The organism is Vibrio ezurae NBRC 102218 (assembly GCF_000467185.1).
Classification (GTDB): Bacteria; Pseudomonadota; Gammaproteobacteria; order Enterobacterales; family Vibrionaceae; genus Vibrio; species Vibrio ezurae.
The window spans coordinates 52295-77268 of the sequence record NZ_BATM01000005.1 but is presented as its reverse complement, the minus strand read 5'-3'; the positions used below and the strand labels follow the sequence as shown (position 1 = coordinate 77268).

The 24974-nt window shown below is 44.0% G+C and carries 29 protein-coding genes; 9 read left to right on the top strand and 20 right to left on the bottom strand.

The genetic code is table 11. The annotated features are described in order from the left end of the window. Nucleotides 1–135: 135 nt before the first annotated feature. The 12 genes from mgtE to VEZ01S_RS02310 form a co-directional block, all read right to left on the bottom strand. A complete protein-coding gene (mgtE, locus tag VEZ01S_RS02365; protein ID WP_021712409.1) occupies nucleotides 136–1494 on the bottom strand; it encodes a magnesium transporter in 1359 nt (452 codons plus the stop codon). Between the two features lie 121 nt (nucleotides 1495–1615). Next, the gene (locus tag VEZ01S_RS02360) at nucleotides 1616–1888 is read right to left on the bottom strand and encodes an HPr family phosphocarrier protein (protein WP_021712408.1); all 273 of its coding nucleotides are present in this window, start codon (nucleotides 1886–1888) and stop codon (nucleotides 1616–1618) included. Then, entirely contained in the window at nucleotides 1885–2754 is an 870-nt protein-coding gene (rapZ, locus tag VEZ01S_RS02355; RefSeq protein ID WP_021712407.1) for an RNase adapter RapZ, read from the bottom strand. The genes VEZ01S_RS02360 and rapZ overlap by 4 nt, the downstream gene beginning before the upstream one ends. A 4-nt stretch (nucleotides 2755–2758) precedes the next feature. After that, on the bottom strand, nucleotides 2759–3226 hold the full coding sequence (gene ptsN / locus VEZ01S_RS02350; protein ID WP_021712406.1) for a PTS IIA-like nitrogen regulatory protein PtsN: 468 nt from the start codon (nucleotides 3224–3226) through the stop codon (nucleotides 2759–2761). Nucleotides 3227–3228: 2 nt separating this feature from the next. Next, entirely contained in the window at nucleotides 3229–3516 is a 288-nt protein-coding gene (gene hpf, locus VEZ01S_RS02345) for a ribosome hibernation promoting factor (protein ID WP_021712405.1), read from the bottom strand. 21 nt (nucleotides 3517–3537) lie between these two features. Then, nucleotides 3538–4998: an RNA polymerase factor sigma-54 gene (locus VEZ01S_RS02340; RefSeq protein ID WP_021712404.1), complete on the bottom strand. Its 1461-nt coding sequence runs from the start codon at nucleotides 4996–4998 to the stop codon at nucleotides 3538–3540. A gap of 27 nt (nucleotides 4999–5025) precedes the next feature. Then, on the bottom strand, nucleotides 5026–5751 hold the full coding sequence (gene lptB / locus VEZ01S_RS02335; protein WP_021712403.1) for an LPS export ABC transporter ATP-binding protein: 726 nt from the start codon (nucleotides 5749–5751) through the stop codon (nucleotides 5026–5028). A gap of 7 nt (nucleotides 5752–5758) precedes the next feature. After that, complete coding sequence (lptA, locus tag VEZ01S_RS02330; protein WP_021712402.1) at nucleotides 5759–6256, bottom strand: lipopolysaccharide transport periplasmic protein LptA; 498 nt, start codon at nucleotides 6254–6256, stop codon at nucleotides 5759–5761. Next, the gene (gene lptC / locus VEZ01S_RS02325) at nucleotides 6237–6800 is read right to left on the bottom strand and encodes an LPS export ABC transporter periplasmic protein LptC (protein ID WP_021712401.1); all 564 of its coding nucleotides are present in this window, start codon (nucleotides 6798–6800) and stop codon (nucleotides 6237–6239) included. Before lptC ends, lptA begins: the two co-directional genes overlap by 20 nt. Beyond that, nucleotides 6797–7354: a 3-deoxy-manno-octulosonate-8-phosphatase KdsC gene (gene kdsC / locus VEZ01S_RS02320; protein WP_021712400.1), complete on the bottom strand. Its 558-nt coding sequence runs from the start codon at nucleotides 7352–7354 to the stop codon at nucleotides 6797–6799. Before kdsC ends, lptC begins: the two co-directional genes overlap by 4 nt. A 3-nt stretch (nucleotides 7355–7357) precedes the next feature. Beyond that, entirely contained in the window at nucleotides 7358–8332 is a 975-nt protein-coding gene (gene kdsD / locus VEZ01S_RS02315) for an arabinose-5-phosphate isomerase KdsD (RefSeq protein WP_021712399.1), read from the bottom strand. 11 nt (nucleotides 8333–8343) lie between these two features. Beyond that, nucleotides 8344–9309, bottom strand: coding sequence for a calcium/sodium antiporter (locus tag VEZ01S_RS02310; protein WP_021712398.1), 966 nt, complete (start codon nucleotides 9307–9309; stop codon nucleotides 8344–8346). Between the two features lie 189 nt (nucleotides 9310–9498). Between VEZ01S_RS02310 and mlaF the strand changes: the two genes are divergently transcribed. From mlaF to VEZ01S_RS02270, 8 genes are all read left to right on the top strand, one after another. Next, nucleotides 9499–10302, top strand: a complete 804-nt coding sequence (gene mlaF / locus VEZ01S_RS02305; protein ID WP_021712397.1) for a phospholipid ABC transporter ATP-binding protein MlaF — start codon at nucleotides 9499–9501, stop codon at nucleotides 10300–10302. Further along, complete coding sequence (mlaE, locus tag VEZ01S_RS02300; protein ID WP_021712396.1) at nucleotides 10299–11090, top strand: lipid asymmetry maintenance ABC transporter permease subunit MlaE; 792 nt, start codon at nucleotides 10299–10301, stop codon at nucleotides 11088–11090. The genes mlaF and mlaE overlap by 4 nt, the downstream gene beginning before the upstream one ends. A 2-nt stretch (nucleotides 11091–11092) precedes the next feature. Continuing rightward, complete coding sequence (gene mlaD, locus VEZ01S_RS02295) at nucleotides 11093–11572, top strand: outer membrane lipid asymmetry maintenance protein MlaD (protein ID WP_021712395.1); 480 nt, start codon at nucleotides 11093–11095, stop codon at nucleotides 11570–11572. A 2-nt stretch (nucleotides 11573–11574) separates the two neighbouring features. Further along, nucleotides 11575–12216 carry a phospholipid-binding protein MlaC gene (mlaC, locus tag VEZ01S_RS02290; RefSeq protein ID WP_021712394.1) on the top strand — a complete coding sequence of 214 codons (642 nt, stop codon included), beginning with the start codon at nucleotides 11575–11577 and terminating at the stop codon, nucleotides 12214–12216. Continuing rightward, complete coding sequence (locus VEZ01S_RS02285) at nucleotides 12213–12548, top strand: STAS domain-containing protein (RefSeq protein WP_021712393.1); 336 nt, start codon at nucleotides 12213–12215, stop codon at nucleotides 12546–12548. Before mlaC ends, VEZ01S_RS02285 begins: the two co-directional genes overlap by 4 nt. Continuing rightward, nucleotides 12541–12795 carry a BolA family iron metabolism protein IbaG gene (gene ibaG / locus VEZ01S_RS02280; protein WP_021712392.1) on the top strand — a complete coding sequence of 85 codons (255 nt, stop codon included), beginning with the start codon at nucleotides 12541–12543 and terminating at the stop codon, nucleotides 12793–12795. The genes VEZ01S_RS02285 and ibaG overlap by 8 nt, the downstream gene beginning before the upstream one ends. A 9-nt stretch (nucleotides 12796–12804) precedes the next feature. Continuing rightward, complete coding sequence (murA, locus tag VEZ01S_RS02275) at nucleotides 12805–14073, top strand: UDP-N-acetylglucosamine 1-carboxyvinyltransferase (RefSeq protein ID WP_021712391.1); 1269 nt, start codon at nucleotides 12805–12807, stop codon at nucleotides 14071–14073. Between the two features lie 332 nt (nucleotides 14074–14405). Beyond that, a complete protein-coding gene (locus tag VEZ01S_RS02270) occupies nucleotides 14406–15149 on the top strand; it encodes a 1-acylglycerol-3-phosphate O-acyltransferase (RefSeq protein ID WP_021712390.1) in 744 nt (247 codons plus the stop codon). Between the two features lie 93 nt (nucleotides 15150–15242). On the opposite strand, the gene VEZ01S_RS02265 is transcribed toward VEZ01S_RS02270, so the two are convergent. The 4 genes from VEZ01S_RS02265 to argF all read right to left on the bottom strand — a co-directional run bounded on the left by VEZ01S_RS02265 (nucleotide 15243) and on the right by argF (nucleotide 18288). Then, a complete protein-coding gene (locus tag VEZ01S_RS02265; RefSeq protein ID WP_021712389.1) occupies nucleotides 15243–15632 on the bottom strand; it encodes a RidA family protein in 390 nt (129 codons plus the stop codon). A 42-nt stretch (nucleotides 15633–15674) separates the two neighbouring features. After that, nucleotides 15675–16136, bottom strand: a complete 462-nt coding sequence (pyrI, locus tag VEZ01S_RS02260; RefSeq protein ID WP_021712388.1) for an aspartate carbamoyltransferase regulatory subunit — start codon at nucleotides 16134–16136, stop codon at nucleotides 15675–15677. Nucleotides 16137–16152: 16 nt separating this feature from the next. Then, entirely contained in the window at nucleotides 16153–17082 is a 930-nt protein-coding gene (gene pyrB / locus VEZ01S_RS02255; protein WP_040889935.1) for an aspartate carbamoyltransferase, read from the bottom strand. A 201-nt stretch (nucleotides 17083–17283) separates the two neighbouring features. Then, nucleotides 17284–18288 (bottom strand): ornithine carbamoyltransferase, encoded by a 1005-nt coding sequence (gene argF / locus VEZ01S_RS02250; protein ID WP_021712386.1) that lies wholly within the window; start codon nucleotides 18286–18288, stop codon nucleotides 17284–17286. A gap of 441 nt (nucleotides 18289–18729) precedes the next feature. On the opposite strand from argF, the gene rraB reads away from it, so the two are divergent. After that, on the top strand, nucleotides 18730–19146 hold the full coding sequence (gene rraB / locus VEZ01S_RS02245; protein ID WP_021712385.1) for a ribonuclease E inhibitor RraB: 417 nt from the start codon (nucleotides 18730–18732) through the stop codon (nucleotides 19144–19146). A gap of 92 nt (nucleotides 19147–19238) precedes the next feature. Here rraB and VEZ01S_RS02240 read toward each other — a convergent pair whose 3' ends face one another. From VEZ01S_RS02240 to pepA, 4 genes are all read right to left on the bottom strand, one after another. Continuing rightward, nucleotides 19239–19628 (bottom strand): DUF2061 domain-containing protein, encoded by a 390-nt coding sequence (locus VEZ01S_RS02240; protein WP_021712384.1) that lies wholly within the window; start codon nucleotides 19626–19628, stop codon nucleotides 19239–19241. Between the two features lie 250 nt (nucleotides 19629–19878). Continuing rightward, a complete protein-coding gene (locus VEZ01S_RS02235) occupies nucleotides 19879–22740 on the bottom strand; it encodes a valine--tRNA ligase (protein WP_021712383.1) in 2862 nt (953 codons plus the stop codon). Nucleotides 22741–22835: 95 nt separating this feature from the next. Beyond that, nucleotides 22836–23291 (bottom strand): DNA polymerase III subunit chi, encoded by a 456-nt coding sequence (locus VEZ01S_RS02230; RefSeq protein ID WP_021712382.1) that lies wholly within the window; start codon nucleotides 23289–23291, stop codon nucleotides 22836–22838. A 62-nt stretch (nucleotides 23292–23353) separates the two neighbouring features. Further along, nucleotides 23354–24865 carry a leucyl aminopeptidase gene (pepA, locus tag VEZ01S_RS02225; RefSeq protein WP_021712381.1) on the bottom strand — a complete coding sequence of 504 codons (1512 nt, stop codon included), beginning with the start codon at nucleotides 24863–24865 and terminating at the stop codon, nucleotides 23354–23356. Between the last annotated feature and the right edge of the window lie 109 nt (nucleotides 24866–24974).

The window sequence follows — 24974 nt, the reverse complement described above, 5'->3', positions numbered from 1 at the left end:
CGGCGTTAGAATTATAGAATAACGACTTTTCGAAAAATTCTGCCTTGTTCCGAGCATTTCAAATACGTTAATAAAAAAACGAGCCGTTTGGCTCGTTTTTTTATGCGCTGTATCTATGTAGGGGAGCGATATTGTTTAGAGTAAGAAAATCGTCGCGAGTCCTAAAAATACCGACAAACCAACAACATCGGTAATGGTCGTTAGGGCCATTCCTCCAGCCAAAGCGGGATCGATATTCATTTTCTTTAATATGACGGGGATCGTGACCCCGGCTACCCCTGCGACAAAGAGGTTGGTGAGCATCGCCGCGGAAATAATAAAGCCGAGCATCCAATCGTGTTTCCAGAACACCACGATAGCACCAATAATTAATGCCCAAAGTATGCCATTTAAAAAACCGATGGCGGCTTCTTTCATCAGCAGTTCTTTACGGTTACTGTCACCGATATAACCAAGAGCTAAACCACGAATAACCAACGCTACGGTTTGGTTCCCTGCCACGCCACCCATAGAAGGTACGATGGTCATTAATACCGCGATAGCCGCCATTTGTTCTAATGTGGCTTCAAACATATTGGAAACAGACGCTGCGGCTAGAGCGGCTAATACATTGACGCCTAACCAAATGCTTCGGCGACGAGCAGATTTGACCACTGGAGCAAAGGTATCTTCATCGTCATCAAGACCGGCTAAGCTCATCATTGAGTGCTCAGCATCTTCACGAATGATATCGACCACATCATCTATCGTGATACGTCCGACAAGATGCTGGTTTTGATCGACCACAGGTGCAGATACCCAATTTCGACGCTCAAACAAGCTGGCGACGTCAGTATCACTCAGATCTACGGCAATTGCTTCATCAGCGTGGCTCATCACTTCGATAACAGGTACGTCAGGTTGAGTTGTCAGTAGGGTGGTTAAAGAGAGGTTACCGATCAAACGATCGTCATCATCAATAACGTATAAGGTGTCTGTCGCTTCCGGAAGTTCGCCTTTCATTCGCATATAACGAAGTACAACGTCAATATCAACGTCGCCACGTATTGTGGTGACGTCGGTATTCATAATTCCGCCCGCGGTGTCTTCAGGGTAAGAAAGTGCCGTTTCAACACGCAGTCTATCGGCGGCGTCCATTTGGCTTAGGACTTCTCGTGAAACCTTGTTAGGTAAGCTTCGAAGTACGTAGGCTACGTCATCGGTATCCATACCTTCGGTCGCTTCAGCAAGCTTACCGGGAGCCATTTTCGAGACGAGGTTATCTTTGACGTCTTCACTGAGTTCATCAAGGATTTCACCGTAGTCTTCAGGGTCTGTCAGTTGCCAGAGAACTTCACGGCTTTTGCGTGGTGAGGCTTCAAGAAGGTGGGCAATATCTTCAGGCTCCATAGATTGGAGCTGGCGTCTAACGAAGACAAAGCGGCCATTATCTAGCGCATCACTTACTTCTTGAAGCGTTTGGTGGGCTTGATCAAACTCGATCTGTTCCGCCATTATTTGCCTCCAGTTGGGTGTCTACACTAAATAAATTTATAGAAGGATATTAGCCTATTTTATTCGGTGGGTTAATCAGTTCTTAAATCTAAAACGAATATTTTCATAGACTGCGTAAAAATTATTCATCTTCGTCAAATTTTTCTTCAATCAGAGCGCACACAGCCTGCAGAGCTTGTGGGGCTTGTTGACCATTTGCGGTCACTGTGACGTATTCACCTTGTGACGATTCAAGCATCAACAGTGCCATTACGCTGTCAGCTTCAGCAGTATTTTCTTCATTGCTGACGGTAATTTTTGCATCAAAGCTTTGTGCTAGTTCGACAAGTTTGACCGCGGCTCGTGCATGTAATCCCAGTTTATTAATGATGAGTAGTCTGCGAGATTCAATCACTTATGTTGCTCTAATTGATTATGACGGATAAGAACATGTTGTCCTTGATTAAGGAAGTATTCGCCAATTTGTTGAGTTAGAAATACAGAGCGATGTTTGCCCCCTGTACAGCCAATAGCCACGGTTAGGTAACTGCGGTTATTCTTTTCTAGCGAAGGAAGCCAACGCTCGATGAAGGTTTGTATTTGCTCTTTTAGCTCGACGACATCAGCAAACCCATACAGATAATCTTGAATAGGTTTGTCTAAGCCTGTTAAGGGTCTTAATTCGGCTTCCCAGTGAGGGTTGGGGAGAAATCGAACATCAAACACATAGTCAACATCCGAGGGTAGACCATGTTTAAAACCAAAGGATTGAAAGACCATCACCAACTCTTGTCCGTCACGTCCCAAAATACGTTTTCGAACCATTTCACTGAGTTCATGGATAGAGAGTTTACTGCTATCTATGATCAAATCAGCCTGCGCTCGTAAAGCGGACAACAAACGTTTTTCTTCCACAATCGCTTGCTGTAGAGAGCGAGAATCTTCGACTAAAGAAAGAGGGTGAATGCGTCGGGTTTCACTATAGCGCTTAATCAGTGTTTCTTCATTCGCTTCTAGATAAAGAACGGTAACCTGTATTGAATCATCAAGCAGGGTCAATATCGAGGCAACTTGGCTTGGGTTGGCAGGTAAGTTTCGAATATCAATACTGACGGCAACTTTGGTTTGCTTTGGGCTAAGGCCTTCTACAAAAGAGGTGAGTAAAGCGACGGGTAGATTATCGACACAATAGTAGCCGATGTCTTCTAAAGCGCGCAGTGCGACACTTTTTCCGCCACCAGAATTACCGCTAACAACAACAAGTTGGCGTGGTTCAGACATTCTCTTATCCTTTTGGACACTCAATGGATTCTGCCACCATAATTTCAAACAGTTCTTCATCGGATTTTGCGTGACGAAGCTGCTTGAGCACTTTCTTGTCATTTAAGCGTTCAGCCATACAAGAGAGTGTTTTTAAGTGTTCTTTGCATTGGTTTTCTGGGACGAGCAGAGCAAACAACAAATCAACAGGACGATTGTCGATAGCATCAAATTCGATCGCTTCATCACACTGTAGTAAGACGGCAATGGCTTGGTCTGAATTGCTCATTCGAGCATGTGGAATGGCAATACCGTTGCCAATTCCTGTACTGCCTAGCTTTTCTCTGCCGAGCATACATTCAAATAGATCCGTAGAATCTTGGCCTGTGTGGGTGGCTGCAATTTGGCTAATGAGCTCTAGAGCGCGTTTTTTACTTGTACAATGGACCGCACTTTTGGTGCAGTCCAAAGACAATACTTGATTAATTTGCATGGTTAATGACTACTTAACTTCTCTTTATGCTTGGTCAGCTGACGAACAAGCTTATCGACTAATGAGTCAATGGCTGCATACATATTTTCTTCTTCAGCGGTAGCATGAATGTCGCCTTGGCTTACGTGTAGCGTAGCTTCCGCAATATGGTTAACTTTTTCAAGTTTTAAAATAACTTGAACGTTAGTAATGTGTTCAAAGAAACGCTCGAGTTTCTGAAACTTAGTATCAACGTACTCTTGAAGTGACTCTGTAAGTTCTACATGGTGACCAGTGATATTAATTTGCATAAGCGTTCCTTCTGTTGATGCCTAAACTAGGCGTTTTCGTTGACTAGAGGGGGCGATACCTAATGATTCTCGGTATTTAGCCACTGTGCGTCTTGCAACCTTGACCTCTTGTTCAGCGAGTAGAGCGGTAATTTTATTATCGCTCAATGGTTTAGCTGTGTTCTCTTCGGCGACCAATTTTTTAATCAGTGCACGAATTGCCGTAGAGGACTTATCTTCTCCATCGTCATTACTTACATGACTAGAGAAAAAATATTTTAGTTCAAAAATACCGCGCGGTGTGTGCATATATTTCTGAGTTGTGACACGTGATATTGTCGATTCATGCATATCAATGGCTTCGGCAACATCATTTAAAATCATGGGCTGCATTGCTTCTTCGCCCTTCTCAAAGAATTCTTGCTGAGTTTCAACAATGCACTTTGCTACCTTAAGCAGAGTATCACTACGACTCTCAAGACTCTTGATTAACCACTTAGCTTCTTGAAGTTGATCTTTTATATACTGATTATCATCGCTATTTGCCCCTGTAATGGTGGCGTAATGTTGATTAACTTCAAGTTTTGGCATATCCGTATTATTAAGAAATACAGTCCATTTGCCATTCACTTTGATCACATTGATATCTGGAACTACGTATTCAATATCATTGTGACCAATTTTGCTGCCCGGTCGAGGATCTAATTGCTGAATGAGTTGCAATATAGAGATCAATTCACTTTCTTTGAGCTTAGTGTCTTTAATGATTAATTTGTAGTCGCGATTTGCTAAATGTTCGATATGGTTTTCTAAAATTTCACACGCTTGCTGCTTGCGGGGCGTCTCATCTGGTAACGCATGCAGTTGCAATAATAGGCATTCTTGTAGATTACGAGAGCCGACACCGAGCGGTTCAAATTGTTGAATACGTTTTAGAACGGCGACGGTTTCATCTTCTTCAACATCAGGAAGTGATAAGCTCGCGGTAATGTCAGCGGTGGAAAGCGTTAAGAAACCTTGGTCGTCAATGGCATCAATAATGGCAATGGCGATAGCGTGGTCTGTTTCAGAAAAAGGAGTGAGCTCTAATTGCCACAATAAATGATCAAAAAGATTTGTCTGGGTTTCCCCTTGATAAATAGGAAGCTCATCATCAAGAGCGATGCCAGTGTTGCCTGAGTTTGAGCTATACACGTCTTCCCATGAAGTATCGACAGCCAGTTCCTCGCTAATGGAGTTAGAGGCCATTAATTCGGAACTGTCTTGTGCGCTAGGCTCTGAGCTCTCTTGTTGAGGCGTTTCTTTTTGTGTGTCGGAGGCGTCGGAGGTCGTTTCGTTTTGCGCAGTATCTTCGGCTACTTGCAACAAAGGATTAGAGTCTAATGCCTGCTGGATCTCTTGTTGAAGCTCGATACTCGACAACTGCAATAAGCGGATTGCTTGTTGCAGTTGTGGGGTCATGGCAAGTTGCTGACCAAATTTAAGTTGTAATGCTGCTTTCATAATAATGAGTCGCCTGCAGTGGGCCGTCTATAGACGGAACTGTTCACCGAGGTAAACTTTCTTAACCTGCTCGTTGCTAAGTACTTGCTCAGGCGTACCTTCAGCAATTAAGTGTCCTTGGCTTACGATGTATGCTCGCTCACATACGTCCAGGGTTTCGCGCACATTGTGGTCGGTGATCAGTACACCTAGGCCACGATCTCTTAAGTGTTCGATGATCTTCTTGATGTCGATGACAGAGATTGGATCAACCCCCGCAAATGGTTCATCGAGCAGAATAAACTGTGGGTTGGCAGCCAATGCTCGTGCAATTTCAACGCGACGGCGCTCACCACCAGAAAGTGCCATACCGTTACTTTTACGAATGTGTTGAATATTAAATTCGTCTAAAAGCTCTTCCAGTTTTTCATCTCGCTCTTGCTTTGAAATCTCATTACGAGTTTGCAAAACCGCGTAAATATTATCTTCAACAGAGAGCTTCCTGAAGATTGAAGCTTCTTGTGGAAGGTAGCCAATCCCCATTCGAGAACGACTGTGCATTGGAAGAATACTGATATCCTGATCATCAATCAGGATGCGACCTTCATCGCGAGCAACTAACCCCACTATCATATAAAAAGAGGTGGTTTTACCCGCGCCATTGGGTCCTAAGAGACCGACGATCTGCCCCGATTCTACTTGCAGGCTTACGTCTGCAACGACTTTGCGGTTTTTATAGCTTTTCGCGAGGTGTTCAGCTTTCAGTACTGCCATAGGTCGACTATTTATTCTCTTTTGGTTGAGGTTGTAGCACCGTTGATACTCGGGAGCCTTTACCACCTTCAGCGATCATTTTCTCGGTGGTGATATGGTAGATAATTCTTTGGCCGTTGATCGTGCTGTCATCTTGAGCCAGCATCGCCTGTTTGATCATGGTTAATTGATCTTGAGACATATTGTAATACAGCTCTTCTGCATGACCGTGGATAGTTTTACCATCGTCGGTTTTTTGCGAGAACTTAGCGAGCTTTCCATACGCTTCAATTTTTTTTATGGCGCCGTCGCTAGGGTTACGATAGACAATGACCTTATCCCCTTTCACATTGATACTGCCTTGGCGCATTTTCACATCACCAATAAAAGTAACTTTGTTACTCTTCATATCAAGTTGTTGACTGTCAGAGTCGATATAGACCGGTTGCTCTGAATCGGTAGAGAGCGCGTACACTGAAGGAGACAGTAATATTCCCAGTAAAAGACTAAGGCTTAGCTTTTTCATAGATCCCTTTTACATGATTGAACAAGACGGCTTCGTTTTTATCCAAATTTCCCTGCATGGCTTGACCAATATTGAGAAATTGAGGTCCTTTGAGCGTCACTTGGACGTCGGAACTAAAGTCTTTGCTGTCTAGTTCAATTGTCATTTTATCTGTAGTTAATGTTTCAAAGCTGGCGTCAGGTAGCAAATTGGTCGCAACGACATTTCCGGCTAACGTCAAATGATGGTTTTTATCTAAAACGGCTTTATCCGACACCACTTGCCACTCTTCGACTGTCCCATCACGATACACATACATTGTGATGTTATCAAATAAGGTATCGCCACTGGTTGCATAGTGGTCGAGTTTCTCCGAGCTGATCTTGTAGCTACGAATACCGTCAAGATTGTAAGTAGTATTCGTCACTTGTCGCCCAGTAAACATAGGTAACTCAGTACTCGGTTCAACCTGAATAACCTCTTGTTCTTGATTTGTCAGTAGATAATAACCGGATATACAGATAATACCGATTAACACTATCTGAAAAATACGAGAACCCGTCATATACTCAGACCTTTATGTTGCTCTAATTCTCCGCGTGCTTGCAAAATAAGATCGCAAACTTCGCGCACCGCGCCGTGTCCACCTTTTATGTGGGTAACATAGTTAGCTCGCTGCACCAATAATGGGTGTCCATCGTTGACACACACTTTTAATGCGACTTTTTCCATGACCGGCCAATCAATAAGATCATCACCAATATAGCCCGTATGCTCAGGCTGAATGCCGAGCTTATCTATGATGTCATTATAGGCTTGAATTTTATTGTCTTGTCCTTGATAGATAAGCGTTATTCCTAGCGCTCGCATACGGTTTTCAACGATTTGTGAACGGCGTCCAGTGACGATAGCGATTTCGATACCTGCGTTCATAAGCGATTTAACACCATAGCCATCGCGAGTATGGAAAGTTTTGAGTTCCTCTCCATCATTACCCATATAGACGAGGCCGTCAGAGAACACGCCGTCTACATCACAAATAAGCAGTTTGATCTCTTTTGCGATGGCAAAAACAGGCTGTGACACCGGACCGTATAGAGATTCGACCATGTCATTCATGAATTACATTACTCCGGCTTTTAAAAGGTCGTGCATGTTGAGGGCGCCGACCAGTTTATCATTTTCACACAGCAATAGGGCAGTGATACTGCGCTCTTGCATCATATTCAATCCCTCTACTGCCAACAGAGATGGCGAAGCATAGCGAGGGTTTTTGGACATCACATCGCCAATTACCGTGCAATGGATATCGATTCTTTTATCTAGAAGACGTCTTAAATCGCCGTCGGTGAATATGCCCAGAATTTTATCAGCATCATCCACAATGGCCGTCATTCCTAAACCTTTTTCGCTTATCTCAATCAAAGCATCTTTGATCAAGGCATCCGCTTTAACTTTAGGAACTTCTGTTCCAGTATGCATAATGTTTTCAAGTTTTAGTAGTAACTTGCGTCCCAAAGCGCCACCGGGATGTGATAATGCGAAGTCTTCGGCAGTAAAGCCGCGCGCTTGCATTAAAGCCATGGCTAAGGCATCTCCCATCACTAAAGTCGCGGTTGTACTGCTCGTTGGAGCCAGTTCAATCGGGCAGGCTTCGTGAGGAACGGCAATACACAGATGAATATCAGCCAGTTTTGCCATATTTGAATTTGGCTTTCCGGTCATACTGATGATTTTGCTGTTGAGGCGCTTTAATACCGGAAACAGAGACAGTATTTCGAGTGACTCCCCTGAGTTTGAGATCGCCAGAACAATATCATCTGGCGCAATCATACCTAAGTCGCCATGCGCGGCTTCTCCGGGATGCACAAAAAAAGCCGATGTACCAGTACTGGCTAGAGTCGCGGCAATCTTATTGCCAATATGCCCAGATTTTCCCATTCCCATGACAACCACTTTGCCATGCTTATTGGCAAGAATTGTGTCGCAGGCTCGGTCAAAATCATCATTAAAATACTGAGACAGCTGCGTTAATCCGGCTATCTCAGTGTTGAGTACATTTTGAGCCGCAGCTTGGTAGTCAAATTTTGTGCTCATGTGACTCTCCTTTACGCACCAACGTTAATGAACAGGTAACCTTGATAAGCCACAAACAGAGCAAAGAGTATGCCACCTTCTATGCGGGTTATCTTTTTGGACTTACCTAGCGCCATAAAGACAAATAAAACCGAGACGCCTAACATGACCCAATAGTCTCGATTCATTGCGTTTTCATTGAGGAATGAAGGGTTAAGCAGTCCGGGAATCCCCATTACGGCGAGTATATTAAATACGTTCGAACCAATGATATTGCCTACGGCCATATCATCTTCCCCTTTCATTACCCCTGTTAATGAGGCGGCTAATTCAGGAAGGCTCGTCCCTATGGCGATGATGGTCAATCCAATAACCAGATCACTCATGCCAAAATACTTGGCAATATACACTGCATTATTGACTAATAAGTTTGCTGAAATTGGTAATAGAACCAGTCCGATTACAATCCAGAAAATCGCTTTTTTATTTTCGACGCCATCGGGTACTTCCGACTCTTGTTCACTGACCAGAGTATCGCCAACGTGTTTTTCTGTGCGAGAGATATGCAGCATCGCTAGAATAAATGTGATGAATAGGACAACGAGCAGAACGCCTTCCATGAAACCTAAATAGTGGTTCCACATGATGCCGCCGGCAATAAGAGTCACGCCGATCATAATCGGAAGCTCGCGTCGTAAGACACCTGAGCTGACGATTAAAGGCTTAACTAGGGCCGTAATCCCTAAAATAAGCGCAATATTGGCGATGTTTGAGCCGAGCACATTACCTACCGCGGTATCGGTTCGACCGTCTAAGGCTGCCGTGGCAGAAACCATCATTTCTGGTGCAGAAGACCCCATGGCAAGAATGGTCATACCGATGACAAGGGGAGATATTCCAAAGTTTCTAGCTAATGCGGCTGAGCCGAATACCAGTCTATCGGCACTCCAAACTAGCATGATTAAACCGACGACAAGTAGACAAATCGCTACGATCATTTGTGCGCTCTTTATTAATTGGTACGAGTTAAACAGTGATTTTGACGTTAAGCTGTCAAAAAGGGAAGATTTTAGACGAATTATTTACACACAAGTCTGATAAAATTCCTATGATTAAGTCGACCAACTGCCTGATATATTCAACTTTTTTGATATCGGGTAGTGATGAGGTCACAACAAGGAGTGTTGATGCTCGAAGATAAAAGTAAAATCACTTTAGATAAAGTGACATTTTCTCGGGGTTCTAGAGTGGTGTTTGACGACATCAGCTTGTCTATTCCACAAGGCAAAATCACAGCAATCATGGGGCCTTCAGGGATAGGGAAAACCACATTGCTCAAACTCATCGCAGGGCAGATCCTCCCTGATAGCGGTGATATATGGTTTGAACAACAAAACATTCCTAAACTGAATCGCAGTGAGCTTTATCAAGTTCGCAAGAAAATGAGCATGCTATTTCAATCAGGCGCGCTATTTACGGATTTAAATGTATTTGACAATGTTGCCTTCCCGATTCGTGAGCATACACAGCTATCCGAATCCTTGATTCGCACCATTGTATTGTTGAAGCTAGAAGCGGTTGGCCTGCGAGGCGCAGCGCAGCTTATGCCAAGTGAGCTATCAGGAGGGATGACTCGCCGGGTTGCTTTGGCAAGAGTGATAGCATTGGACCCAGATGTGGTGATGTATGACGAACCTTTTGTTGGTCAAGATCCCATTACTATGGGTGTGTTGGTAGAGCTTATTAAGAAGTTAAACCAAGCATTGGGCGTGACTTCGATTGTGGTTTCTCATGATGTTCCTGAGTTAATGAGCATTGCCGATTATGTGTATTTAATTGCCGATAAAAAGGTGATTGCCAGCGGGCAACCGACTGAGATAGAGCAAAGCCAAGATCCAAGAGTGCAACAGTTTTTACACGGCAGTGCGGATGGCGCAGTACCTTTTGCTTTTCCGTCATCACCATTAGAAAGGGATTTATTTCAACGATGATATCTTGGGCTATCAATAAAGTAGCGGATGTAGGCGCATCTGGGATCAGAGTTATACGCTCTTTTGGGCGAGCAACGCTGATGCTCACAGGCGCTGTTATAACAAAGCCGCAGCCAATAAAAAGCCTGCCGCTGTTATTTAAACAGCTATATTCTGTAGGCGCTCAATCACTGGTGATTACCTTAGTCTCTGGTTTGTTCATTGGTATGGTATTGAGCTTACAAGGTTATGTGGTGCTGGTGGACTATGGCGCTGAAGGCAGTTTGGGGCAAATGGTTGCCCTTTCTTTGTTGCGTGAATTGGGGCCAGTGGTCACAGCACTACTGTTTGCAGGGCGTGCGGGTTCGGCACTGACAGCCGAGATTGGCTTGATGAAGGCCACCGAACAACTTTCGAGTCTAGAGATGATGGCAGTGGACCCGTTAAAGCGCATTATCAGTCCTCGTTTTTGGGCTGGCGTTATTTCGATGCCACTACTGACCATGATTTTTATCGCCGTCGGTATCTTAGGCGGTCATATTGTCGGGGTGGACTGGAAAGGCATTGATCACGGCAGTTTTTGGTCCGCAATGCAGTCTTCTGTTGAGTTAGGCAGAGACATAGGCAATAGCCTTATTAAATCACTGGTGTTTGCTGTGACAATCGTTTGGATAGCGCTATTTAATGGCTATGATGCTGTCCCTACCTCTGAAGGCATCAGCCAAGCGACGACTCGCACTGTCGTGCATTCTTCTCTAGCGGTATTAGGGCTAGATTTTGTTTTAACCGCATTAATGTTTGGAAGTTAAGTATGAATCAATCAAGGAAGTTAGAATTGTGGGTTGGTAGTTTTATCATCTTAGGCATTATCGCGGTGATATTTATGATATTTAAGGTTGCTGATGTAAAGTCGCTGGGAAGCCAAGATAGTTATAAACTAAAAGCATCTTTCGATAATATAGGCAGCCTAAAAGTACGCTCTCCGGTAAAAGTGGGTGGGGTGGTTGTAGGAAGGGTATCGGATATCACGCTTGATACAGAATACTTTACTCCAGTAGTCACGCTGACAATTGAAGAACGTTTTGGCCATTTTCCAGACACTTCAAGTGCACATATCTTAACGTCGGGCCTCATTGGCGAGCAATATATTAGCTTAATACCGGGCTTTATGGATGAAGATGCCGAAATACTCAAGGATGGCGATCGGATTGAAGACACCAAATCAGCTCTGGTGCTCGAAGATTTGATTGGGCAGTTTATGTACAGCGTAGGCGATAACTCAGGGAAATAAGCATGAAAATGATCACTCGATTTATCTTATTAATAGCAATGTTGTCCTCCTCTATTGCGTGGGGCAATACAGTGGATAAAACTCAGCCTTATCAAATGATGCAAATTGTGGGCAGTCGCACTTTTGATCGACTCAAAACTGAACAAGCAGAGCTTAGACAATCCCCTGAGCAGCTAAAGGTCGTGGTTGAAGAAGAATTGATGCCTTACGTTAATGACCGTTATGCGGGGCTCAAAGTGCTCGGTAATTATCTAAGAAAAGCGGACAAAGCCGAAGTGGCTGATTTCTTAGTCGCATTTAGACAATACTTGGTCACCGCTTACGCTCAAGTGCTAACGCAATATAAAGATCAAGAGATCAAATATACCGTCCCGCGTGCGATTCGAGAGGATCAACGTATTGTTTCTATTCCTGTTGAGATAGTGCAGGGGAATCGACCTGCAATCAAACTTGAGTTTAAGTGGCGTAAAAATAAGAAAACCAACGAATGGCAAGCGTTTGATATGGTTGCGGAGGGGGTCAGTCTACTCTCTAGTAAGCAATCTGAGTGGGGGGGTAAAATACGTAAAGATGGTTTACCTGCTGTCACTGAGGAGCTAGCAACGCTAGCGAAAACTCCTATCCATTATGACGCTAAAAAATGATGAGTGAGAAAGCGACTTGGACAGTCGTGGATGAACAGCATGCCAAATTAAGTGGCGTGCTTAATCGCAACCATATTCCACAATTGTGGTCGCAAATTTCCCATTGGCAGCCACAGAGTGAACAGCTTGATATCGACCTAAGTGCGGTATTAAGTACAGATTCTGCGGCCATGGCTCTAATTCTGCACATAATTGACCATGCAAAAAATCGTAACTGCCATATAATGTTGCGATCTGTACCAAATAAACTGCTTACTCTATTTGAAGTGAGCAATGCAATGCCATTATTGGTAGAGCATATAGAAATAAACATTGAGGGTGAAAGTGGATAGTACACAAGTAAAAAAACTGCTCGACGAAGCGTTGCAGCTAGCTGAGATTCACGTAAAAGGAGAAGGCAGTCATTTTGAAGTGATTGCTGTTGATGCTTCTTTTGAAGGAATGAGCCGTGTTAAAAAGCAGCAGTTTATTTATGCGCCGCTGATGGAATACATTCAACGCAACGATATTCACGCACTATCAATAAAAGCTTTTACTCCCGAGGAGTGGCAGCGTGATAAAAAATTAATGTCGCTTTAAGGACTAATCATGGAAAAATTTCGAGTAACTGGCTCTTCAGCGCCTTTGAGCGGTGAAGTGTCAATTTCTGGCGCAAAAAATGCGGCTTTACCTATTCTTTTTTCAGCTATTTTGGCAGAAGAACCGGTTGTTTTACACAATGTCCCTAAATTGCGAGACATCAATACTAGCTTAGCTTTGTTACAGAAATTAGGCGTTAAAGCATCTCGTGATGGAGAAACAACGACACTGTTGGTTGATGCTTCCAATATCAATGAATATTGCGCGCCGTACGAATTAGTAAAAACCATGCGAGCTTCTATTTGGGCGCTGGGTCCACTAGTGGCAAGATTTGGTGAAGGTCAGGTGAGCTTGCCTGGAGGCTGTGCAATCGGTGCACGTCCAGTTGATTTGCACATTCAAGGGCTAGAAAGCCTTGGTGCACAGATCACCATTGAAGATGGTTATGTGAAAGCCAAAGTGGATGGTCGTTTGCAGGGCGCGCACATTATCATGGATAAAGTGAGCGTTGGAGCAACGATCACCATCATGAGTGCAGCGGCACTTGCGGAAGGCACAACCACTTTAGATAACGCTGCACGCGAGCCTGAAATCGTCGATACCGCAAACTTCTTGATTGCTCTTGGCGCAAAAATCACGGGTGCGGGTACTGATACCATCACTATTGAAGGTGTTGAACGCCTTGCTGGTGGTGAGCATACGGTTGTTCCAGATCGCATCGAAACGGGCACCTTCTTAGTTGCGGCTGCGGTATCTGGTGGTAAAGTCGTGTGTCATAACACACGTGCTAATTTGCTAGAAGCGGTATTGGCTAAATTAGAAGAAGCAGGCGCGAAAATTGAAACCGGTGAAGATTGGATTTCTGCGGATATGACTGGCCGAGAATTAAAAGCGATCACGGTACGTACTGCTCCATACCCAGGTTTTCCTACCGACATGCAAGCGCAGTTCACTTTGCTGAACATGATGGCAAAAGGTGGCGGTGTCATCACTGAGACAATCTTTGAAAACCGCTTTATGCACGTCCCTGAGTTGCAACGCATGGGCGCAAAAGCTGAGATCGAAGGACATACTGTTATTTGTGGTGACAGTGAAGGTCTAAGTGGTACACAAGTGATGGCGACCGATTTACGCGCTTCGGCAAGCCTTGTTATTGCAGGTTGTATTGCCAGCGGTGAGACGATTGTTGATCGAATTTATCATATCGATAGAGGCTACGATCGAATTGAGCACAAACTGAGCCTGCTGGGTGCCAATATCGAAAGGTTTAGTGACTAATCACATTTTAGATTCTATTTAAGACCGAAACCGTGTGGTTTCGGTTTTTTTATTTGGTAGACTGTTAGCCACTGACTTTGGCTATCAATGTGATTTTTACTATCAATGTGCATTGGCATATAGTCAGAGCTTGAGTGATAAGCTCAACCGTATACAACAATACCAATCAGCGTCATTAAGTGAACAGAAATAGCGCGGGGAAATACGCTAAATAAGGCATTTAAACCCGTTAGAATGATAAGTTAATGATTAGGGTTGGTAGAATACTCTCGAAGTGACTCACTCTCGGGAATGACAATTAAACAGCGAAGGTTATCGCTAGGAATTACAGAATGATTGCTTTACTGCGCATGTTTTTGGTGTTGATTTTTGCCATATTGATGTTTGTTTTTGGGTGTGGATATTGTTTATTTAGCCCGCGAAATCCAAAGCACGTATTTACCTTTGGTCGTTACTTTGGGGCAATGCACCGCGTATTTGGTATTAAATTAGAGCTTAGATTGCCTAAAGATGCTTATGAGCGAGGTCAAGCAACCTATATTGCTAACCACCAGAACTCGTGGGATTTATTTACCGTTTCTTCTGCTGTGACACCCAATGTGGTTACTGTCGGCAAGAAAAGCCTGTTGTGGCTACCTTTATTCGGTCAACTGTATTGGTTGACTGGTAATATTCTTATCGACCGTGCTAACCGTTCTAAAGCAAAAGGAACGATTGATCAAGTTGTTGATAATATGAAGAAAACACGCTTGTCAGTGTGGATGTTCCCGGAAGGAACGCGCTCTCGTGGCCGTGGTTTATTGCCTTTTAAAACAGGGGCTTTTCACACAGCAATCGGCGCTGAAACACCTATTATCCCTATTGTTTGTAGCACCACTCAAGATAAGATCAAACTGAATCGTTGGAACAACGGCCATGTGATTATCGAAATGCTACCTGCGGTAGATACGTCTGAGTACAACAAAGCAAATGTACGTAAATTGGCGGAAGTGTGTCGTAATCAGATGGAAGAGAAGCTGAAAAGCTTAGACAAAGAAGTGGACGCAAGAAACGCCGCTGATGGCGTGAAAAATTAATGGTCAAAACGTAAAGAAAAGGGAGCCTATGATAAGGCTCCCTTTTTTATTTGTTATTTTTCAATCGATTAGTCGATTGGTATTACTTCTCGACTATTTGCGAACCGCGATAGCTTCGATTTCAATGCCTACATCTTTAGGTAGACGAGCTACTTCTACACATGAACGTGCAGGGTAGTTCGCGACATTGTGCTCATCAAAGAACTTACCGTATGCTTCATTAACCGTGCCAAAGTCGTTCAGATCTTTTACAAATACGGTCATCTTCACAATATCCGTCACGCTTAAACCAGAAGACTCGACAACCGCTTTTACGTTCGCCAGAGATTGCTTAGCTTGCTCTGCGATGTCAGATGACACTTCGCCCGTTGCAGGGTTGACAGGGATCTGTCCAGAAGTCATTACCATGCTACCGAGATCAACACCTTGAACGTATGGGCCGATTGCCGCTGGAGCATTTTCAGTATGAAGTACTTTAGTCATTGTTATTCCACTTCCATCTTAATTGAGTTGTACAAAGTTAATTTATAACTCGGTGACCACTTCACGTGAATACACCTTTTCGCAGTATTTACATTTTAATCGAATACTGTCTTTCTTTTCTATTACGCTAAAGTGACTCTCAACAGGTTCACCATGGGTAATACAGTTGCTGTTTGGGCAGGCAAATACGCCCTTAACAGCACTCGGTAGTTCAAGCTCTAGCTTTTTCACTACGCGGTAATCTTCAATTCGATTCACGGTTGCACACGGAGCATAAAGTGCTAATTTACTGGCTTGCTCTTCGTTAATAAACACATTTTCAATCTTTAGGATATCTTTTGCGCCTAATGCCGATGAAGGAAGGTTTAGGCCGATAGTGACACGTTCATTCGACTTATGCATAGCGAAAAGCTTTAATACTTTGGTGCCAACATGTGCAGGAATGTGGTCGATAACCGTACCGTCTTTAATCGCTTCAACTTGTAATTGAGTGGGTTTAGTCATGGTTAAATCTCCTCTATTACAGGGTTTGGTTTAGGACAAGAGCAAGTAAGGCTTCACGCGCATAGACACCATTTTCAGCTTGAGCGAAATAGTAAGCATGTGGCGTTTTATCAACATCAACGGTGATTTCATCTACGCGAGGTAGCGGATGCAACACTTTCAGGTTTTCACGAGCTCCTTCAAGTAGAGACGCAGTGAGAATGTAAGCCGATTTAATGTGTGCGTATTCTGAGTCATCAAAACGTTCTTTTTGTACGCGAGTCATATACAGAATATCTAGCTCAGGGATGACGCTTTCCATATCTGTATGCAAGCTGTATTCAATGTTCGCTTCATCAAGCTCTTCGCAGATATAATCCGGCATGGCAAGCGCTTCAGGGGCGATGAAGTAGAAACGTACATTGTTAAACTTAGCTAAGGCTTGGGTTAATGAGTGTACCGTGCGACCGTATTTAAGGTCTCCAACAAACGCAATATTGATGTTGTCTAGGCGACCTTGGGTCTCATAGATAGAGAATAAATCCAATAACGTTTGTGTTGGGTGTTGGTTTGAGCCGTCACCTGCATTAATAACGGGTACGCCGTTTGAAAATTCAGAGGCAAGTCGCGCTGCGCCTTCTTGAGGGTGGCGCATGACAAAAGCATCAATGTAAGTTGAGATAACCTGCACTGAATCCGCCAACGTTTCCCCTTTCTTGGCTAGGGATGTATTACCAGCATTATCAAAACCAATCACACTACCGCCAATGCGTTGAATCGCGGTTTCAAAAGAGAGACGTGTTCGGGTTGATGGCTCAAAAAAGCAACTTGCTATTACCTTGTTTTTTAACAGGGTAGGCATAGGGTCTGATTTAAGTCTTCCTGCCGTCTGAACAATCAGTTCCAGTTCTTCACGGTTGAGTTCAGGAATGGAGATGATGTGCTTTTTGAAAAGCGTGTTTTGCATGATTTCTTCCCCTGGTCGTGCATACAAAAAAGCCCCCCTATAAAAGGGAGGCTATAAAATTCTAAATGAATAGGAGTCGAACACGGCATTGGCTGTGTTTCGTCGTTTTGTTTAGATTGCCACGGTGTAGCATACAACCCTCCTATTTATCGTTTGGGATTATACGCGCTAGCGATGTTATCGCAAGTCTCTGCGCCAGAATTAGTGACCCAAAGTCGCGACCATTACCGCCTTAATCGTGTGCATACGGTTTTCTGCTTCATCAAAAACGATAGAGAATTCAGATTCAAACACTTCGTCAGTCACTTCAAGACCTTGCATGCCATACTTCTCGGCAATTTCTTTACCAATAGTGGTTTGGTCATCATGGAAAGCCGGTAGGCAATGCATGAATTTAACGTGTGGGTTTTCAGTCGCTTTAATGGTTGCCATGTTGACCTGATAAGGTTTCATAATGGCAATGCGCTCTTCCCATGCTTCTGCTGGCTCTCCCATAGAAACCCAAACATCTGTGTATAAGAAATCACAGCCTTTAACGCCAGTAGCAACATCTTCGGTCAGAGTGATAGTCGCCCCCGTTGCTTGCGCAATTTGCTGACATTGCGCGACCAATTCTTCATCTGGCCAGTACGCTTTAGGCGCCACCAATCGAATATCCATACCCATTTTAGCGGCGCCAACCAGCAGAGAATTACCCATGTTGTTACGAGCATCGCCAAGGTAGGCAAAGCTGATTTGATGCAGCTGCTTGCCTCGTGCATGCTCTTGCATGGTGAGGAAGTCAGCCAGTATTTGAGTCGGGTGGAACTCATCGGTTAGACCGTTCCAAACAGGAACGCCAGCATGTTCGCCTAGCTCTTCGACAATGGATTGACCAAAGCCACGATACTCAATGCCATCGTACATACGTCCTAGTACTCTGGCGGTATCTTTCATCGACTCTTTGCTGCCAATTTGAGAACCCGATGGGCCTAAATACGACACCTGCGCACCTTGATCAAAAGCGGCCACTTCGAATGCACAGCGCGTTCTAGTCGAGGATTTTTCAAAGATCAGGGCGATATTTTTTCCTAACAATGTTTTTTGTTCGGTGCCTGCGTATTTTGCCTTTTTTAGTTCAGCGGCAAGATCGAGCAAGAACTGAATGTCCTTTTGACTAAAGTCCAAAAGTTTTAGGAAATTACGATTTCTTAGATTAAAAGCCATAAGGGTTCTCTCTTTACATTCTATTTTGATTTTATTGCATACTAATGCTTTAAAATCAAATATAAATTCACCTTTGTTGAGTTAGGTCTCTTTAGACGGGATAACTCATGTTGTCGTTTTTATTTGCGACTTATAAGCAATATATCATTATCTATAAAAGAGATATTGTCGTAGCCCACTTTCTGAATGATTTGGTCGAGCAGAACATTAATGGCCGACTCCTGTGTTTGTCGTGTACTTATTGATTATGCATTTTACCGCATACTGATTCCTCATTTGTGACAAGGAAAATAGCAACAATCTAGAAGTCAGGTTCATCTGAGCCGATGAATTAAGAAATCTATAGTTAGATTGAGCCTAGATATGGTATTTCCCGTCGAACCGTGCCATATTTCGTCCGTATATAAATCCTTTATTTTTTACCTGTTCGGGAGCGCACCCATGTCACAAGTGGAAGAGTATCTATCAGTCGAAGAACTTATCGAATTTCAGAAAGAAGAGACGCGTGACATTATCGCCGCTCTGCTTGAAGACGGTAGTGAACCTGATGCTTTGTATGAAATTGAACATCACCTTTTTGCTGAGAATTTTGAAACTTTAGAAAAAGCGGTAGTGGAAGCTTTCAAAATGGGTTTTGAAGTTTTAGAAGCGGAAGAGTCTGAAGATGAAGAAGGCAATAAGCTATTGTGCTGTGATGCCACAATGACTTGTACTTTAGATCCTGAGTTGATTGATATGCAAGCTGAGAAGTTGATCAATCTCGCTGAAAAATACGACATTATTTATGATGGCTGGGGCACTTACTACGAAGGTGAAGATGCTCTACCGTTTGATGACGAAGACGACGAGGAAGAATAATCGTCTTGTTCTTTGTACATAGCGCCAAAATAATAAAGCTCGCAATTGCGAGCTTTATTATTTTTGTATCCTGTCTACTTTGCTATTGATGGTTAAGCGTGGCTCATAGCAGGTGTCGATTGAGAGAAGTATTTGTTCCACACTTTTTCATGGAAGTAGTAAGCACCTGTATTGATTGTTGGTTCAATAAGAGCCAATAGACCACCAGCCAGTGCATCGCCTGAAATTAGGTATACCACTGTGAATGCTACGCTAAAGTGTACTACTGCAAAGCTGGCCGTTTTGATGCGAGAGAATGCTTGTTTTGCTTTTAAAAATGGTACTGAATTCCATACTTTTTCATGGAAGTAAAAGGCAACGGTATTAACGCTAGGTTCGATCATAGCAATTAAGCTACCGATGATCACATCACCCGTAATGATGTAGGCTACAGTGAAAGCGATTGAGAAGTGTAGGGCTGCAAAGCTAAGAGTTTTTTTCATAACGGATACCAAAGTGTTTATAAGTTAATTCGTTTTGTTGGTAATAGTATTGATAATTATTCTCATTTGATCAATATCTTTTTTACTATTAGATCAATAGGTAAACTCTATTAGTGGTATTAAAGGCATTCAGCTTCTTTTTTTTAACTATTTTTCAATAGCTTATATGGGAGATATTGCAGTTGGTGTTGGTTCACAGAAATGAAAAAGGGTTGGCGAAAGCCAACCCTTTTTAACTCTTTACGCTTAATTATAGCGCTGCAATTGTTGCTTGTTGCTCTGCAAGCTTAGTCAGAGTTTCTTTGTATCCGTCTAGCTTTTCACGCTCTTTAGCAACGACGGCTTCTGGTGCTTTCGCCACAAAACCTTGGTTGTTTAGCTTGCCTTCGATACGCTTGATCTCGCCTTCAGTTTTCTTGATTTCGCCTGCTAAACGATTCAGTTCAGCATCTTTATCAATCAAACCTGCCATTGGGATCATTAGCTCAGACTTGCCAACAAGTGAGGTTGCACAAGCAGGAATCTCTGCGCCATCTTCTAGCAAAGTAATGCTCTCAAGTTTTGCTAGGGAGCTTAACACGGCTTTGTTTGCTTCTAGGCGAGCCGCATCTTGCTTGTCAGCCGCTTTGATCATGACATCGAGTGGTTTGCTCGGTGCAATATCGTACTCAGCGCGCAGGTTACGAATGCTGGTAATGAAGGCTTTAACCCATTCAATATCATCAAGTGCTTGCTGGTTAAAGTTTGCCGCATCAAATTGAGGTAGAGGTTGAGTCATGATAGTTTCACCCTCTACGCCGTCAACTAGAGGCTTCACGCTCTGCCAGATAGTCTCTGTGATGTATGGAAGCACTGGGTGAGCAAGACGCAGTGTCTTCTCAAGAACAGTGATCAGAGTACGACGAGTCGCACGCTGTTGCGCTTCAGTGCCTTTCCAAAGAACCGGTTTAGTCAGTTCTAAGTACCAGTCACAGAATTGGTTCCAGATGAATTCATACAGAGTATTGGCGGCCATATCGAGACGGTAAGTGTCTAGGTGAGCGTTAAACTCTTTCGCGGCTAATTCAAACTGAGATTCAATCCATTTGTCAGCGAGTGAATATTCTAGCTCTGCATCAGCGGCAAATCCGCAATCGTGCTCTTCTGTGTTCATTAGCACGTAACGGCTGGCGTTCCATAGCTTGTTACAGAAGTTGCGGTAACCTTCTAGGCGCTTCATATCCCAGTTGATGTCACGACCAGTCGATGCCATTGCCGCTAGAGTAAAGCGCAATGCGTCCGTACCGTATGGTTCGATGCCATCTTCGAAGGTCTTACGAGTGTTCTTCTCGATTTTCTTCGCCAGTTGTGGCTGCATCATGTTGCCAGTACGTTTAGTCACTAGTGACTCAAGATCAATACCATCGATCATGTCGATAGGATCAAGTACGTTACCTTTTGACTTAGACATTTTATCGCCGTTTTCATCACGGATTAGACCCGTCATGTAAACCGTTTTAAATGGTACTTGTGGTTTGCCGTCTTCGTCTTTCACGAAGTGCATGGTCATCATGATCATACGAGCAACCCAGAAGAAGATAATATCAAAACCAGATACTAGAACTTCTGATGGGTGGAATGTTTTCAGTGCTTCAGTGTCTTCTGGCCAGCCTTGTGTACCGAAAGTCCACAATGCAGAAGAGAACCAAGTATCCAATACATCGTTGTCTTGGTTAAGAACAACTACTGGAGCAAGGTTATGTTTCTCACGGACTTCTTCTTCACTGCGGCCAACATACACTTTGCCGTCGTTGTCATACCATGCTGGGATGCGATGACCCCACCAAAGTTGACGAGAGATACACCAGTCTTGAACGTCGCGCATCCAAGCAAAGTACATGTTTTCGTATTGCTTAGGCACAAATTGAATTTCGCCGTCTTCAACCGCTTTTACAGCTGGCTCTGCTAGAGGTGCTGTGCGCACATACCATTGGTCAGTCAGCATAGGTTCGATGACCACGCCACCACGGTCACCGTAAGGTACAGTTAGGTCGTGATCTTTGATTTCATCAAGCAGACCTAATGCATCAAAGTCAGCAACGATTTCTTTACGCGCCGCAAAGCGTTCCATACCGTGATATTTCTCAGGTAGGTCTGTGGCGTATACATCGCTTTCTTCACCGTTAGTCGTGAACACTTCTGCTGCATTACGAATGTCAGCGTTGAAGGTTAGGATGTTGATCATTGGTAGGCTATGACGTTTACCAACTTCGTAATCGTTAAAGTCATGCGCTGGCGTGATTTTCACACAACCTGTGCCTTTTTCCATATCCGCGTGTTCATCACCTACGATAGGGATCAAGCGGTTAACGAGAGGCAATAGGATGTTTTTACCGATAAGATCTTTGTAACGAGGATCTTCTGGGTTTACCGCTACGCCAGTATCACCAAGCATGGTTTCTGGACGAGTGGTTGCCACTACGATGTAATCTTTGCCGTCAGCGGTTTTTACGCCGTCTGCAAGAGGGTAGCGGAAGTGCCACATGTGGCCTTTTTTATCTTTGTTTTCTACTTCTAGATCAGAAATCGCAGTGTGCAGTTTTGGATCCCAGTTTACGAGGCGTTTGCCACGGTAAATAAGGTCTTCTTCGTACAAACGCACAAACACTTCTTGAGTGGCAGCTGATAGGCCGTCATCCATAGTAAAGCGCTCACGATCCCAATCCACAGATGCGCCAAGACGACGAAGCTGTTTAGTGATAGTACCGCCTGATTCGCCTTTCCACTCCCAGATTTTATCAATGAAAGCTTCACGGCCGTAATCGTGCTTAGTTTTGTTTTCTTCTGCGGCAATCTTGCGTTCAACAACCATTTGGGTTGCGATACCGGCGTGGTCGGTACCCACTTGCCAAAGGGTGTTTTTGCCCTTCATACGTTCAGCACGGATCAGCGTATCCATGATGGTATCTTGGAATGCATGTCCCATGTGTAAGCTACCTGTGACATTCGGCGGCGGGATCATGATGGAATATGATTCTTTCGTGGTGTCACCGTGTGGCTTAAAGTAGCCTTTTTCTTCCCAAGTCTGATACAGATCTTGTTCGATAGATTGTGGGTTATATGTCTTTTCCATAATACTCTTACATGGATAATTGGTTGATGGCAAACTGCATAAATTAAGGGTTTATTAACGGTAAATTAATAAATGCTTTAGCTATGAAGTTTGGTTTATTTGTTCAGTTTTGCAATGGATATGGTTTGCATTTGATACCCTGCTTGACGATAGATTTTATATCTTTCTCGGGCAACATGCTTCGCTTTTTCATTACAAGGGACGAAGTCTACCACTTGAGAGACTATTCCCGCAAAGTTTGTATCATCTTCCGCCAGATTAATGACGATATTACGCGTTCTATGCAGCTGCGTGGTGCCGTTACCTATCTCAACTTGAGTGCCGTTTGTTGGCCCTTCACCACTGAGGTGATGAGCGATAAAATCGCTATTGTTGAGCTGGAATAGACAGTCATCCCACTGCTGGGCATGTTGTTGGTCTTTAGTATTGAGATAAACACGTGCTCCTTGGCGAGTAAAATGCCGAATGAGGTAGCAGACGTATTCTTGAAAACCCTGCTTAGAATCTACATCACTGTCGGGCTCTATGAGATAAAAGGTGGCGATGGACATATTCTTGCTCAATAAAAGCGCCTCCCGAAGGAGGCGCTATATAGGTTAGTTATCGTGTTCTATTAAGACTCGACCGTTTCTTGTCCACTGCGGTTGAGTAAGAACTGAACCAATAGTGAAACAGGACGGCCTGTAGAGCCTTTGGCTTGACCTGACTTCCAAGCAGTACCTGCAATATCTAGGTGAGCCCAGTTGTATTTTTTGGCAAAGCGAGAAAGGAAGCAACCCGCAGTGATAGTGCCGCCGGGACGGCCACCTAGGTTTGCCATATCTGCAAATGGACTTGCAATTTGCTCTTGGTATTCATCGGTCATTGGCAGACGCCAAGCACGGTCACCCGATTGCTCAGAGGCGTTTACTAGCTCATGAGACAGTGGGTTGTGATTAGATAGAACACCACTGATATGATGGCCTAGAGCAATAACACATGCGCCGGTTAGGGTTGCAACATCAACCACACAATCAGGTTCAAAGCGTTCAACATAAGTCAGGGCATCACAGAGAACCAAACGACCTTCGGCATCGGTATTGAGTACTTCAACAGTTTGACCTGACATGGTGGTCAGGATATCGCCTGGACGGTATGCGTTGCTGCCCGGCATGTTTTCACAACCTGCGAGAATCGCCACCACATTGATAGGCAAGTTCAGTTGAGCCAATGCTTTCATTGTGCCGAATACACTGGCCGCGCCACACATATCGTATTTCATTTCATCCATGGCTTCGCCCGGTTTGAGTGAAATACCGCCTGAGTCAAAGGTTAGCCCTTTGCCGACTAGTACAATAGGTTTCGCGTTTGCATCTGGATTGCCTTTATATTCAATCACAGACATCATGGATTCGTTGTGTGAGCCTCGGCCAACAGCAAGGTATGACGTCATACCCAGTTTTTCCATCTCTTGCTCACCAATAATTTTAGTGGTGACTTTTTCATAGTCATCGGCTAAACGGCGCGCTTGAGAGGCAAGGTATGCTGGATTTGCCACATTCGGTGGCATGTTGCCTAGGTCTTTTGAAGCGGAAACACCGGAGGCTACAGCCAGTCCGTGATTGATCGCTTGCTCGCCAATGTTTAATTCGCGACGAGTCGGTACATTGAAGACTAACTTGCGTAGTGGACGACGAGTTTCAGGCTTATTGCTCTTAAATTGATCGAAGGTGTATAAGCCATCGTTGGTCGCTTCTACTGCTTGACGTACTTTCCAGTACGTATCACGGCCTTTAACATGCAGTTCGGTGAGGAAGCAAACGGCTTCCATAGAGCCCGTTTCGTTTAACGTGCTAATGGTCTTTTGAATGATTTCTTTGTATTGACGTTCACCAAGCTCTCGCTCTTTACCACAACCTACTAGCAAAACGCGCTCAGAAAGCACTCCAGGTACTTGATGTAACAACAACATCTGCCCTGGTTTACCCTCTAGATCGCCTCTGCGCAGTAGGGAGCTTAGGTATCCGTCACTGATTTTATCTAGTTGCTCTGCAACTGGTGAAAGACGACGTGGCTCGAACACCCCAACAACAATACAAGCGCTGCGTTGCTTCTCTGGGCTACCACTTTTTACGCTGAACTCCATGCCTACTCCTACATCGTGAAGACAAACCACAATAAATGTTAGATAATGACTGCTTAACTTGTTGAATCTTGGTCAAGAGCTATGTTTACTCAATGAGTGTGAGCAAGTT